The 15,439-nt window shown below is 36.3% G+C and carries 8 protein-coding genes; 4 read left to right on the plus strand and 4 right to left on the minus strand.

From position 1 onward, the window contains the following. Position 1 precedes the first annotated feature (1 nt). Positions 2 to 3,133, minus strand: a complete 3,132-nt coding sequence (locus tag C245_RS0104820) for a SusC/RagA family TonB-linked outer membrane protein (RefSeq protein WP_017495452.1) — start codon at positions 3,131 to 3,133, stop codon at positions 2 to 4. Positions 3,134 to 3,646: 513 nt separating this feature from the next. On the opposite strand from C245_RS0104820, the gene C245_RS0104825 reads away from it, so the two are divergent. Further along, positions 3,647 to 4,111: a DUF1456 family protein gene (locus tag C245_RS0104825; RefSeq protein WP_017495453.1), complete on the plus strand. Its 465-nt coding sequence runs from the start codon at positions 3,647 to 3,649 to the stop codon at positions 4,109 to 4,111. A 291-nt stretch (positions 4,112 to 4,402) separates the two neighbouring features. On the opposite strand, the gene C245_RS0104830 is transcribed toward C245_RS0104825, so the two are convergent. Next, positions 4,403 to 5,110 (minus strand): LytTR family DNA-binding domain-containing protein, encoded by a 708-nt coding sequence (locus C245_RS0104830; protein ID WP_017495454.1) that lies wholly within the window; start codon positions 5,108 to 5,110, stop codon positions 4,403 to 4,405. A gap of 1 nt (position 5,111) precedes the next feature. Then, the gene (locus C245_RS0104835; protein WP_017495455.1) at positions 5,112 to 6,152 is read right to left on the minus strand and encodes a sensor histidine kinase; all 1,041 of its coding nucleotides are present in this window, start codon (positions 6,150 to 6,152) and stop codon (positions 5,112 to 5,114) included. Between the two features lie 221 nt (positions 6,153 to 6,373). Between C245_RS0104835 and C245_RS0104840 the strand changes: the two genes are divergently transcribed. Then, positions 6,374 to 7,177 (plus strand): DUF5694 domain-containing protein, encoded by an 804-nt coding sequence (locus C245_RS0104840; RefSeq protein ID WP_017495456.1) that lies wholly within the window; start codon positions 6,374 to 6,376, stop codon positions 7,175 to 7,177. A gap of 554 nt (positions 7,178 to 7,731) precedes the next feature. On the opposite strand, the gene sucC is transcribed toward C245_RS0104840, so the two are convergent. Then, a complete protein-coding gene (sucC, locus tag C245_RS0104845) occupies positions 7,732 to 8,925 on the minus strand; it encodes an ADP-forming succinate--CoA ligase subunit beta (protein ID WP_017495457.1) in 1,194 nt (397 codons plus the stop codon). Between the two features lie 415 nt (positions 8,926 to 9,340). Between sucC and gltB the strand changes: the two genes are divergently transcribed. Next, positions 9,341 to 13,858 carry a glutamate synthase large subunit gene (gene gltB / locus C245_RS0104850; protein WP_026109875.1) on the plus strand — a complete coding sequence of 1,506 codons (4,518 nt, stop codon included), beginning with the start codon at positions 9,341 to 9,343 and terminating at the stop codon, positions 13,856 to 13,858. A gap of 122 nt (positions 13,859 to 13,980) precedes the next feature. Next, a complete protein-coding gene (locus C245_RS0104855; RefSeq protein ID WP_017495459.1) occupies positions 13,981 to 15,435 on the plus strand; it encodes a glutamate synthase subunit beta in 1,455 nt (484 codons plus the stop codon). The last annotated feature ends 4 nt before the right edge of the window (positions 15,436 to 15,439 follow it).

A 15,439-nucleotide genomic window follows, 5' to 3' on the forward strand; every position in this document is an offset into this window, starting at 1 on the left:
ATTAAAATCCTAGATTAATACTAAATGAGTATGATTGTGTAAGCGGAGTCGTCAAACCAGTAAATCCGTAAACATTGGTACCGGCACTGTAGCTGGAACCTTCCGGATCAAAACCATCAAATGGCGTCCAGATCAGGAAATTACTACCCGATACCGTAAAAGACAAATTAGAAACACCAATGGTTTTTAATGCTTCTTTGGTCATATTATAAGTAACCGACACATTTCTAAGCTTAAACCAGGAGGCATCCTGTATAAGAGCATCTGCGGCTGTATTGTAAATCGTATTGTTATAATAATTGTTACGTAACGATTTATTTATAGGGATGTCGTTAGGTACATATCCTCCCGCTCCATCCGATTTTACACCGTCTAAAACAGCCGTTTCGCTTCTGTCAGCAGTGACTCCCAAAACACCATTTCTAATTCCGTTTCTTCTGGCTGTATCATACGCATCTCCGCCTTTTTTATATTCCAGCAAAAAACCGATATCAAAATTTTTAATTTTAAAGGTATTGTTGAGAGTAGCTACCCAGTCCGGAAAAGCCTCACCAATCTTACCTATTGCTATGGCACCCGTACTTGTTTTATTAAAAACAGGCAATCCGTTTGCACCAATCACTACTTTACCGTCTACTCTTTGCCAGGACTGGCCATAAAGTGTTCCCGCTGCATCACCCAAACGTACTTGTGAAGTTATATTGGTAGCCTGAGAGTCATATCCGAAAATAATATTTTCAAAAGGCAATGCTGTAACTTTAGTTTTGTATTGTGTAAAATTTAGAGTAGATGTCCAGCTGAACTTTGGATTTTTAAACCAATCTGCACCTAAAGTCAATTCGTTTCCGGTTGTTTTTAAAGATCCCCCATTGTCCCAAAATGCCGTAATTGAAGAGGATTGCGGCACGATTCTTTGAATAATCTGATCCTCACTAACTCTGTTAAAATAAGTGTATTCCAATCGTATTCTATCTCTAAAAAAACGTAAATCTGTACCTATTTCCCAAGTAGATATAATTTCGGCTTTCAAATTTGGATTGGCATCAACAGATGTAGCAGATACTCCTCCAACTCCGTTGAATGGAAAGTTTACATCTTTTATATTTTTTCTAAAGATCGCAAACGGAGGCGTTTTTCCGCTTTGTGCCCAGGAGGTTCTTAATTTTCCATAAGACAAAACAGACTTGTTCTGGTCAATCAGGTCTCCAAAAAGAAAAGACAAATTCGCAGAGTAATAATCAAACTTATTATTCTTTACCGGCAAAGTAGATACCTGATCGTATCGCCCCGTAACCCCCAGATAAATAATTTCTTTATAATCGGCTTTTGCTTCAAAAAAATTACCCACGTTTCTTACACGCTCTTCACCCGAATTATACGCAAACAAATTGGTCGCATTAGAAATATTATTAAAATCGGTGATAAAAATTCCTTCTCCTCTTACATTAGAATAGGTGTTTTTGGTATCCAAAATTTGATTTCCTAAAGTAAGGGTGGTATTAAAATTTCCGAATTTTTTATTGGCCGTGATCACAAAACTGGAATTAAGTCCCGTAAAGCCAATATTTTCATCCAGAATAAAACCATTTACTGCTGTTCCCACATCAAGATTAGCAGGAACATATCGGTTTCTCGTTTCAGAATAATTATCTACACTAGCTCTATACACAAAGTTTAACCATGAAGTTGCCTGGTAATTAAAATCGGCCGAAGCAATAATACGATTTACATCATCTTTTAAATTACTTACAGAGGTAAAATATCTTGGCTGATCGATAATACCATTTGTATAATCTTTTTCTTTACCGGCAGCGGTAAGATAATCATTTACATCAATAGAGGGTGACCAATAGGCCAGAGAACTCATCACCGATTTGTCTCCATTATTAGATCTTATACCTCCGGATTTTGTATAAGCAAAAGAAGACCCTATTCTAAATTTTTCAGAAATCTGATACCCTCCATTTGCTTTGAAAGTTTTTCTTTGGTAAGAAGTATTCGGTACAATACCATCATCTTTACTGGTAGAAGCAGATACAAAATAATTGATTTTCTCTGTTCCTCCGCTCACACTCACGCCTAAGTTTTGAGTCACACCTGTTTTAAAGAAATCTTTATAAAAATTTCTGTATTTAATTCCTGCACCATCTGAACTGGAATATTCCGGTCCAAAACTCCAGAATCCTCCCGGACTTGCAGGATTTACCCATTCAAAACCACTAGCGCTATCCGACACTGTACTTTTTACATAAGAAGCTCCGTTTAAACCTTCTCTGTATTTGGATTGCAGTTCCGGATAATGATTTACCTCACTAAAAGAAATACTGGAATTGATATTAATTTTTGGTTTTCCTTCTTTCCCTCTTTTGGTAGTGATAATAATAACGCCATTACCGGCCAAAATACCGTACAATGCTGTTGCACCAGCACCTTTAAGAACGGTGTAGCTTTCGATATCCTCAGGATTGATATCTATTGCTCTGTTAGAAAATGAAAACTGTTCTCCGCTACTCACAGAATTAGAGCCTTTTGAGGGAGCTACATTTCCTATAGCCGTAGAATTGTTTACTGGGTTCCCATCAATAATAATCAAAGGCTGATTATTGTTAGACGGATCTAAAGAAGAAACACCACGAATAACAATATCTACACCTGCACCAACTCCTCCCGAAGTTTTACTAATGGTTACTCCCGCTACTCCTCCCTGTAAACTTTCAAGAGCATTTAATTGGCCCGGTCTTTCGATATCTGAGGCCTTCAAAGTCTGGCTGGCATAACCCAAAGATTTTGTTTTATTTTTTATACCAAAAGCAGTTACCGTCACTGCATCCAACTCTTTAGAATCCGGATTCATTTTTACATTCAAAATACTTCCCGTTACAGTAGCTTCATTCATTTTGTACCCAACGAACGAAAATAGTAAGACTGATCCTTTATTTACGCTAATGGCAAAATCCCCGTCTAAACCAGAAGTAGTAGTATTGGATGTTCCTTTTTCCAGGATATTTACACCTGGCATTGAAACTCCCCTCTCATCTGTTACGCTTCCTTTTACCGTTATTTTTTGTGCAAACAGAATACCAGAAGTAAGTAAGAACAAAACGAAGGAAAAGGTAAAATTCTTTTGTTTCATAAATTTTAGTTAAAAGTGGTTAATAATTTGGTTTGTTAAACCTGTAATTTACAGACTTTATTTTACTAAAATTCGTTTTCATCTTAAAATTCAAAGATATTTCTTATAAATATATTTTGCTTTGTTTAGAAGATGAGAGTCTAATCGAAATACCGGAAGCAAACAAAATTCTTATTGCCAATTTCAAATACAAAAAACAAAGCTCCTCTAATTCGAATTGTAATTACAACCCAACACTTAAAATTCGATTTAGATCAATTAATAGATCTCTTAAACGATTGTGATTTTAAATAAAAGCGAAAGAACCTGCCACGAATACACTAATTTTCACTAGTTATACTGCGCTCCAATTTTAATTATTACAGTTCGGTGTAAAAAAAATTAAAGCACCCTGTATCATAATAATTACTTTTAAAATGTACCTTTGTAAAAAATTAAGTGTATAGTTTGTGATTCCGACGAAGATTGTAGGAACTTGAAACTAAAAACAAACTTGAAACTAAAAAACAAAAAATGACAAACAACGATATCCTAAAAAAACTTCGCGTGGCTTTGATGCTCCGTGACGACCAAATAGTAGAAATTTTAGAATTAGTAGATTTTAGAATTTCAAAATCAGAATTGGGCGCTTTTTTTAGAGCTGAAGATCACCCAAATTTTATGGAATGTGGTGATCAGGTTTTACGTAATTTCTTAAACGGACTAGTAATTCATTTAAGAGGAACGAAAGAAAATCCTAAAAACCCAAATGATGTTTTAGCCAAACACAAAGCTCAGATTCCAAAGAAAGACAGCACAAAAGACAGACCTGAATTTAAAGCCGCTCCTAAAGATTCTGAAAGAGCAAGAGGCGATCAAAGTCCATCAAAATCAAGTTCAGCTGATAAAAGACCTAAGAAGAAAGAGTTCCCAAAAGGCAATGGAAAACCAGTAGTGGTAGAAAAAGTAGTTTACAAAAACGGTAAGAATAAAAAGTAGTTTTTTTTACCGCAAGGAGCGCTTTTTACCGCAAAGAGCGCAAGGATTTTTTAATTATAAGAATCTATACAACCGCAAAGTTCGCAAAGCTTTATCTATATATAGCTTTGCGAACTTTGCGTTTATTAAGCACAATCTAAGAAAAAAACTTTGCGAACTTAGCGGTTATTAAGCCCAATCTAAAAAAACTTTGCGCCCTTTGCGGTTACTAAGCACAATCTAAGAAAAAAACTTTGCGCTCCTTGCGGTTACTAAACGCAATCTAAGAAAAAAACTTTGCGCCCTTTGCGGTTAAATTTTATTCTCCTCTATTTTCTCAAAAAAAGCATCTTTAAAAGTTGCCCCAATCGGGAGTTCTTTCCCCTTCGTAAAAACAGAAAAATTATCTGTTGACTCAATATGTTTTAAAGCTACGACATACGATTTATGAATTTGAACAAACCCTTTTTCGGGCAGTGATTCAACAACATTCTTCAAGGACGAATGCGTAATAATTTGTTGGTTGCAAGTATGAATACAAACATAATTCTGAAGACTTTCTACATATAAAATATCCTCTAAAAACAACTTTACAAATTTATTTTTTCCATCAGTTTTAATAAAAATAAATTCAGCCGAATTGTTATTCGATACCACTTCTGTTTTTGAATCCCCATTTAGTTTGGAAACCGCCTGATAAAACCTTTCAAAAGCGATTGGTTTTAGTAAATAATCTACAGCATTCAATTCAAATCCTTCTAAAGCAAAATCGGGATAAGCCGTTGTAAAAATCACTTTTATCTCTTTCGAAATGATTCTGGAAAGCTGTAAACCTGTTAATTGCGGCATCTGAATATCCAGAAAAATAACATCAACACTATGTGTATTTAGAAATTCCAATGCTTTCAACGCATCATTGAAAACAGCTGTTTTTTCTAAAAAAGATACTTTCCCGATATAATTTTCCAGAATACGGGTTGCCGGCGGTTCATCATCAACAATGATACACTTCAATTTCATATTACTTTTTTAATGGTATTTTTAAATAGGTTTTAAAGGTATTCTTTTCTGCTATTTTCTCGAGTGTAAACTCACCTTTATAAGCATGCTCCAAGCGTTTGCTAAGATTATCAAAACCAATTCCGGTTGAAGAATAATTTTCGCCTGCACCATTATAGTTAAAGGTTGACAGCTCTAAAAAATTTTCTTTTATTACGATAGCAATAACCGCTTTCTCCTCTTCTTTATTCAATTTTCCATGTTTGAAAACGTTCTCAATAAAATGCACCAACACCGACGGAAGAATCTTTTCGGTTGTGTAACTCCCTTCGATTACAAAATCCAGGTAAAGCTGATCTTCAAATCTTTTTTTCTGCAAATGAATGTAGTTTTCTACAAACTGAATTTCTTTAGAAATCAATACCTCATCTTTCTCCGTTTCTGTAATGACATAACGCAGTAAATCCGAAAGCACCAAAATATCCGAAGCCATTTCATCCTCTTTCAAAACCAACTGACTGTAAAAGGAATTTAAGGTGTTAAACAAAAAATGCGGACTCACCTGCGATTTCAACATTTGGAGCTCTGCCTTTTTATTTTCTAATACTAATTCCTGATTTTGTTTTTGCGTTTCCTGAAAATGAAAGAACAAATACGCCAAACTGCTCAAAATAACGGCAGGCAGGCCAAAGAAAAAATTATCCTTAATATAATAGCTGATCTCTCTGGTTTCTTTGGCATAATTATGAATTCCGGTAAGCTCATATAATATCACTTCCTGAACAAAATAACGTATTGCTGAAAAAATCAACAAGGAGATAGGAATACTCATCACAAACAAAAGAATTTTCTTTTTGTTTAAAAACCATTTACAAAAAGTGTGAAAATTTAAAAAGTAGACGATGAAGATTACCACTATAAAACTAATGTTAAACATAAAGGAAATCCTGTTGAATACAAGATCCAGATCCCGATTGTTGATCCCAATTTCCCAAAGATTAAAGGTGATATACAATCCCAGAAAAAGAAAGATATGATAAGACAATGGTATTTTTAGCTTCATAATAATATTGTTGTCCTTTCAAAAATACAACTATGACTTCATATGGATGCTATATTTATACAAAACCTCTATTTTGGATGACGAACCATCAAAAACGATACACCAAATTTTTAAACCTAAAATTCCACGAGTTTACCAATTGAAATTTGACGTTTATCAAAAACTAAAATTTCACCTGAAAAGCTATGCTACATTTATCCTGAATTTAAAAACCAATCATCATGAAAAAAATCACCTTACTATTACTTGCTGTTATCGCATTTAATACCGTTTCCGGACAGTCAAAGAAAAAACAAATACTTTTACTTGGAACCTTCCATTTTGAAAACCCGGGGCTTGACATTGCTAAAGTAAATACCTTTAATGTAATGTCAGACAGAAGCCAAAAGGAACTGGAGAACATTGCCAATAAAATAAAAAAGTTTGGTCCTAATAAAATTTTTGTAGAATGGAATTATCAAAGACAAGACAAACTGGACAAATTCTACAATAGAAATACAGACAGTTTACTTCATAAACAATCAGATGAAATTGTACAAGTCGCATTAAGATCAGCTAAAAAACTAGGTCATAAAAAGTTATATGGCATTGATTACAACAACACCGACTTTCCATATGACAGTCTCGTAAAAGGAATGACAGCCGCCGGTCAATTTGATCTAATCAAAAAGAATGAAGAAACTATGAAATATTATAAGAAGAGTCAAAATGAAAAAATTGCCAAATATTCACTGACTGAACTGCTGTTAGACATCAATACCAAAAAATCGAATGAAGACAATATTGGCTGGTATGTTGAAACGGCTACTAAAGGAGGCAAAACGGACGATTTTGTGGGGGCTTACTTAGTTTCGGAATGGTACAGAAGAAACCTTTATATGTATGCTTTAATTCAAAAACTAACCGAAAGTAAAGACGACAAAATAATGGTTTTATTAGGCGCCGGACATACGGCTATGATCAGAGAATTTGTTGAACACAATCCTGATTTTGAAATTGTAGAACTGGCAACGGTTTTGAAATAGTCAGGAATCATTTAACCGCAAAGGGCGCTAAGAATTTAACTTAGGATTGTCAATAGAAACGCAAACTTCGCAAAGTTTTTTTAGCCACGAATTCACGAATTATTTTTATAATCTTTGAGAATAAAAATTCGTGAATTGGTGGCTATTTTGAACAAATAGCTTTGTGAACTTTGGGTATATAATACATTTTAGCCCAAAGAACACACTTTCGAAAACATTGCCAACGGTTTCAACCGTTGGTCCGCAAGATTAGGATCTTTGTGATTAAAACCACGGGGAATAATTAAACGGTTTCTAAAACTAAAATTTCTATTTTTTTACAATAAAAATAAACGAACTGATCTGATTTTTTTAGTCACAGATTATCATGGTTAAAAGAATTATTAAAAATAATTCGTGAATTCGTGGCTATTTTAAACCGGTAGCTTTGCGAACTTTGCGTTTCTATTGATCATTCTAAGTTAAATTCTTTGCGTGCTTTGCGGTTATAAAAAAACAAAAAAAATCCACTCCTTTCGGAATGGATTTTCTATATCAATTGATTTCTTATTTAATTAAGAAAGAGCAGCTTTAACTTGGTCAGCAGCTTCCTGAAATTGAACAGCTGATAAAATTGGCATACCTGAGTTGTCAATTAATTCTTTTGCAATTTCAGCATTTGTTCCTTGCAAACGAACGATAATTGGCACATTGATAGCGTCACCCATGTTTTTGTACGCATCAACAACACCTTGAGCAACACGGTCACAACGAACGATTCCTCCGAAGATATTGATCAAAATAGCTTTTACGTTTGGATCTTTTAAGATGATACGGAAAGCTGTTTCAACACGTTTAGCGTCAGCAGTTCCACCAACGTCTAAGAAGTTAGCAGGCTCAAAACCAGCATATTTAATTAAATCCATAGTTGCCATTGCAAGACCAGCTCCGTTTACCATACAACCTACAGTACCGTCAAGATCTACATAGTTCAAACCTACTTCTTTAGCTTCAACCTCGATTGGATTCTCCTCACGGATATCTCTCATCTCAGCATATTTTGGTTGTCTGTATAAAGCATTATCGTCGATATTTACTTTAGCGTCAACAGCAAGAATTTTGTTATCTGAAGTTTTCAAAACCGGGTTGATTTCGAACATAGATGCATCAGAACCAACGTAAGCGTTGTATAAAGCATCGATGAATTTCACCATTTCTTTAAAAGCATTTCCAGTAACACCTAAGTTAAAAGCAATTCTTCTTGCCTGAAAACCTTGTAATCCAACAGTTGGATCAATTTCTTCTGTAAAGATTAAGTGTGGTGTATGCTCAGCAACTTCTTCGATATCCATTCCACCTTCAGTAGAATACATAATCATGTTACGTCCTGTACCTCTATTCAATAAAACAGAAACATAAAACTCAGAAGTTTCGCTTTCACCAGGATAGTAAACATCTTCAGCAACTAAAACTTTGTTTACTTTTTTACCCTCAGCAGAAGTTTGAGGAGTAATCAATTGCATTCCGATGATTTGTTCAGCAATTTCTTCAACTTGTTGCAAGTTTTTAGCCAACTTCACTCCACCACCTTTTCCACGTCCACCTGCGTGAATTTGTGCTTTTATCACATGCCATCCTGTACCAGTTTCGGCAGTTAATTGTTTTGCAGCAGCCACAGCTTCAACCGCATTGTTAGCCACAATTCCGCGTTGAATGCGTACTCCGTAACTTGCTAAAATTTCTTTTCCTTGATATTCGTGTATGTTCATAATATAGAATTTGTCTGGTTCTGAATTTATTTCAGAATAAAAGTGCGACAAAAGTAGCAAAAATCAACTTAATAGTAAAATCTTTTTCAATTAAAAAACGAGAGTGATATGCACGAAACGTTTATTCTTTTTGAAAGCAAAGAAATGGTTAAATAAATAATTTGTTAATATTAACTAGAAACCACTAAAACGTTTGATATTTAACAAAAAGACCACCGTATTTGTTAGCCTTACAGCGATTTTTCATACTATTTTTTAGTCCGTATTGTCATTTTAATAATTCGCAATGGCTAAAAAAACATTATTATCAATTAAGAAGTCTTTTTCTAATATTACAACAAAAATAAAAGCAAAACAGCTATTTCAATACATTATATTTAACGAAATCTCTATTTTTGTAAAAAAAATATCAAGAATGAAAGTTAAAGAACAAGGGCTTTATTTGCCTGAATTTGAACACGACAATTGTGGTGCAGGATTTATTTGTAATTTGAATGGTATTAAATCAAATGATATTATTCACAAAGCATTGGATATCTTAATAAAATTGGAACATCGTGGTGCAGTTAGTTCTGATGGAAGAACTGGAGACGGAGCTGGAATTTTATTCGACATCCCACATGATTTTTTTAAAAAAGTATGTGATTTTGAAATCCCTGAAACACGTGAGTATGCAGTAGGAATGGTTTTTTTACCAAAAAGCAAAAACCAGGTTTCTTTTTGTATGAACGCTTTCGAATCGACTATTAAGGATCAAAATTTAAAGATTCTGGGTTGGAGAGATGTACCAGTTGAAGTAGAAAATTTAGGGCAAATCGCCGCAGAAAAAGAACCAACAGTTAAACAGGTTTTTGTTAGCAAAAACGGTCAGGATTTAACTGAAAATGAATTTAATGCAAAACTTTTTGCAGCTAGAAAAATTGCCGAACATGCCATTAGAGGATCTAAAACCTCCGAAAGCCACATGTTTTATTTCTCTAGTTTATCGACAACTACCATAATATATAAAGGTCTCTTGATGCCGGAAGACATCAGCCGTTATTATGTTGACTTAAAAGATCCCGATTTAGTGACTCGTTTGGCATTAGTGCACCAGCGTTTCTCTACCAATACATTCCCATCCTGGGACTTAGCACAACCGTTTAGATACATGTGTCACAACGGTGAAATCAACACGCTTCGCGGAAACGTTAGCCGTATGCGCGCTCGTGAAGAATTGATGCAAAGCAAAATTTTTGGCGATGATATCAAAAAACTATTTCCAATTATCTTAGAAGGAAAATCAGATTCTGCTTCTATGGATATGGTAGTAGAACTTCTATTAATGACGGGACGTTCCTTACCGGAAGCCATGATGATGGTGGTTCCGGAAGCCTGGGAAAAACACCAGACCATGTCTCCGGAGAAAAAAGCCTTTTACGAGTTTAACGCTTGTATTATGGAGCCTTGGGATGGCCCTGCCTCTATTCCGTTTACAGATGGTAACGTCATTGGTGCATTATTAGATCGTAACGGATTGCGTCCATCACGTTATACCTTAACCAAAAGCGGTTTTGTAATCATGTCATCAGAAATTGGTGTTTTGGATATCGATCCTGAAGATGTGATTCAGCACGGTCGTTTAGAGCCCGGGAAAATGTTCCTGGTAGACATGAACGAAGGCCGTATTATTGAAGACGACGAGGTAAAGAAATCCATCGTTACCAAACGTCCTTACAAAGAATGGATCGATGCTAACTTATTGCCTTTATCTAAAATACCGTATACCAATAACCCAACACCGGTTGAGAAACTGGATTTCTTAACCAGACAAAAATTATTTGGCTATACGATTGAAGATTTAAAAACCATCATTAACCCAATGGGAGGTCAGGGAGCTGAAGCCATCAGTTCTATGGGTAACGATACGCCTTTGGCTGTTTTATCAGACCAGCCGCAATTGTTGTACAACTACTTCAAGCAATTGTTTGCACAGGTGACTAACCCGCCTTTAGACGGTATTCGTGAGGAGATCATTACTGATATCAGTTTAGCCATTGGCGGTGATTTCAATATTTTTGAAATTGAATCTAAGCAGTGTAAAAAACTAAAAATCCAAAATCCGGTTATTTCCAATGAGGATTTGGATAAAATCAGAAACATTGACCACGTTGATTTCAAATCGGCTACTATTTCTACCTTATATAAAATAGAAAAAGGAGTTAACGGACTGGAGCGCGCACTTGAAAAATGTGTTGAGGCAACTTTTAAAGCCGTTTCTGAAGGATGCAATGTCATTATTTTATCAGACCGAGGAGTAAGTGAAGAACTGGCTCCAATACCAATGTTACTGGCTTGTTCGTACATTCATCACTCTTTAAACATTCTTCAGGTTCGTTCAAAATTCGGAATCATAATCGAATCTGCAGAGCCTCGTGAACCGCATCATTTTGCTTTATTGTTCGGATACGGAGCAAGTGCGATCAATCCTTACATGGTAAATGAAATTATTCATGATCAGGTGAATCAGGGCTTTATTAAAGGAGTAAAAGCAGATTATGCGATTGTAAATTACAACAAAGCCATTGCAAAAGGAATCGTTAAAATCATGAACAAAATTGGGATCTCTACTTTACATTCGTACAGAGCTGCTCAGATTTTCGAGATTTTAGGACTGAACAAAACTTTTACTTCAAAATACTTCCCTTACACCCCATCAAGAATTGAAGGAATTGGTTTAATGGAAGTCGAAAAAGAAGTCAAGAAACGTTTCCAAAAAGCATTTCCAAATTCAAAAATTGCCAACTTACTTTCTCTTGAAATTGGAGGTATTTACAGATGGAGACGCGGTGGAGAGAAACACATGTTCAACCCGACCACTATTTCTAAATTACAACAGGCCGTTCGTTTAAACAGTCCTGAAAGCTATAAAGAATACTCTAATATGGTCAACGAGCAAAGCTCAAACTTAATGACGATCAGAGGTTTATTTGAATTCAATAATTTAGATCCAATTTCTATTGATGAAGTAGAATCATGGACTGAAATTGTGAAGAAATTCAAAACCGGAGCCATGTCTTACGGATCCATCAGTAGAGAAGCGCACGAGAATTTAGCGATTGCTATGAACAGAATTGGCGGAAAAAGTAATTCTGGAGAAGGAGGAGAAGATCCAAAACGTTTCCAGAAAGAAATTAACGGAGATTCGAGAAACAGTGCGATCAAACAAGTAGCTTCGGGACGTTTTGGTGTTTCGATCAACTATTTGACCAACGCTAAAGAAATCCAGATTAAAATGGCTCAGGGGGCTAAACCGGGTGAAGGCGGACAGCTTCCGGGAGAAAAAGTAGTGCCCTGGATTGCCGAAACCAGAAACTCAACCCCTTATGTAGGTTTGATTTCACCACCGCCACACCACGACATCTACTCTATTGAAGATTTATCTCAGTTGATTTACGATTTGAAAAATGCCAATCGTGAAGCTCGTGTCAATGTAAAATTAGTTTCTGAAGTTGGCGTTGGAACCATCGCAGCCGGTGTCGCAAAAGCAAAAGCCGACGTGATCTTAATTTCAGGTTACGACGGAGGAACTGGTGCTGCCCCTTTAACGTCTTTACAACATACAGGTATTCCGTGGGAACTTGGATTAGCCGAAGCGCAACAAACTTTGATCTTGAACGATTTAAGAAGCCGTGTGGTTTTAGAATGTGACGGACAGCTAAAAACAGGTCGTGACGTAGCGATAGCCGCTTTATTAGGAGCAGAAGAATTTGGTTTTGCAACGGCTCCGCTGGTAGCCTCAGGATGCATCATGATGAGAGCTTGTCACTTAAATACCTGTCCGGTTGGTATTGCCACTCAGGATCCTGAATTGAGAAAAAATTTCAAAGGGACTCCGGAGCACGTCATCAACTTCATGTATTTTATTGCTGAAGAGCTAAGAGAAATCATGGCGCAATTAGGTTTCAGAACTTTAAAAGAAATGGTGGGTCAGTCGCAAAAATTAAATGTGAACAAAGCAATCCAACATTACAAAGCCAATGGCTTAGACTTATCATCGATTCTGTACAAACCGGAAAAAGCCAAAACGGTTCCAAATCACAACACAACACAACAAGATCACCAGCTTGAAAATGTATTGGATTTTGATATCATTAAAGAAGCAATTCCTTCTATTTACAGAAAAGAAAAAACCAGAGTTACCTTTAAAATTAAAAATACAGACCGCTCTGTAGGTGCTATTTTGAGTAATGAAATCTCAAAAATTTATGGCGCACAAGGATTACCTGATGATACTATTTTAGTTGATTTTGAAGGTTCTGCCGGACAAAGTTTTGGTGCTTTTGCAACAAATGGATTGTCGTTTAAAATTCACGGAAACTGTAATGATTACTTAGGAAAAGGTCTTTCGGGAGGAAAATTAATTGTAAAAGTACCTCCTACTGCCACTTTCAAACCTGAAGAAAATATCATTATCGGGAACGTTGCCCTTTACGGAGCTATTACCGGAGAGGCTTATATTAATGGAATTGCCGGAGAGCGTTTCTGTGTTAGAAATTCCGGAGCAACAGCAGTTGTGGAAGGAATTGGAGATCACGGATGCGAATACATGACGGGAGGTACAGTAGTTGTTTTAGGAAAAACAGGACGAAACTTCGCGGCAGGTATGAGCGGTGGTGTTGCTTATGTGTACGATCCGAATCAACAATTCGATGCAAGGGTATGCAACATGGAAATGGTTGCTTTTGATCCTATCGAAGACGAGGACGTGAGAAAACTAAGAAAACTGATCAAAAACCACTCTTTGTACACCAACAGTCCATTAGCCAAAAGAATTTTAGCAGACTGGGAAAATGAACAGCAAAATTTCGTAAAAGTGATGCCAACTGATTACAAAAAAGCATTACAACGAATTGCAGAAGAGAAAAAAATAGAAGAATTAATAGCGGGGTAAAATCAATTTCAAAAATCAAAAATCAATTTCAATGGCACTGTCTTCCTGAGCGAAGTCGAAGGAAGCGAAGTCAAAGGATTGGAATTTGGAATTTAAGAAATTGGAATTTAATTTAAAATGTCATGGGTAAAATAGGCGGATTTAAAGAATATAACAGAGCCGACGAAAGTAATATAGCAGTTGCAGAACGTGTTACGAACTACAACGAATTTACGATTCCGTTAGCAAAAGATAAAATAAAAGAACAAGGTTCGAGATGTATGGATTGTGGTATTCCTTTTTGCCACAGTTCCTGTCCGTTGGGGAATTTAATTCCTGATTTCAACGATATGGTACATCAGGAAGAATGGCAAAGTGCTTTAGAGATTTTACAGTCTACTAATAACTTTCCGGAATTCACAGGCCGCTTATGCCCTGCTCCATGTGAGAAATCATGCGTATTAGGGATCATCAAAGAACCTGTTGCCATCGAAAACATCGAAAAAAACATCATCGAAAGAGGGTTTGCCGAAGGCTGGATCAAACCACAGGCCCCAAAAACCAGAACCGGAAAAACAGTTGCGGTTATTGGTTCAGGTCCCGCAGGTTTAGCAGCAGCACAGCAATTAAACAGAGCTGGTCATACTGTTACCGTTTTTGAAAGAGACAACGCCATAGGAGGTTTATTACGTTACGGAATTCCAAATTTCAAATTAGAAAAAGGAATCATCGACAGACGTGTAGCAATCCTTGAAGCGGAAGGAATCACTTTTAAAACCAATGTAAATGTTGGCGTAAACTATAGCGTAGCCGAATTAAATTCTTTTGATTCTATCGTATTGTGCGGTGGTGCAACCGAAAGAAGAAGTTTACCAACTAAAGGAATCGAAAGCAAAGGCGTTGTTCAGGCAATGGATTTCTTAACTCAGCAGACCAAAGTTTTGTTTGGAGAATCAATTCAAGATCAGGTTATGGCTACCGGTAAAGATGTAATCGTAATTGGCGGTGGAGACACCGGTTCTGATTGTATTGGAACTTCTAACAGGCATGGTGCAAAATCGGTAACCAACTTTGAGATTTTACCTAAACCTCCGGTTGGAAGAAGCGAAACAACTCCTTGGCCTTTTTGGCCGCTACAGTTAAAAACCTCATCTTCTCACGAAGAAGGCTGCGACAGAAACTGGTTGATCAATACCAAAGAATTCTTATCGAACGACAAAGGAGAACTGGTAGGATTAAAAACCGTTGAAGTACAATGGAAAATGACTCCGGGTCAGCGTCCTGAATTAATCGAAAAAGAAGGTTCAGAGAGAATATGGCCATGCGATCTAGCTTTATTGGCTTTAGGATTTACAGGCCCTGAGAAAACTTTAAGCGAGCAATTAGGTCTGGAAATCGATATGAGAAACAACTATAAAGCCAAAAATTATCAGACGAATGTTCCGCACATTTTCACTGCCGGTGATATGCGAAGAGGACAGTCCTTAATTGTATGGGCTATTTCAGAAGGCCGTGAAGCGGCGAGAGAAGTCGATTTGTTCTTGATGGGTTCTACCAATTTGCCAACCAAAGGAAACGGAGATTTGCCTAGTTTATAAGTCA

The organism is Flavobacterium sp. WG21, assembly GCF_000335775.1.
In the GTDB taxonomy this organism is placed as follows: domain Bacteria; phylum Bacteroidota; class Bacteroidia; order Flavobacteriales; family Flavobacteriaceae; genus Flavobacterium; species Flavobacterium tructae.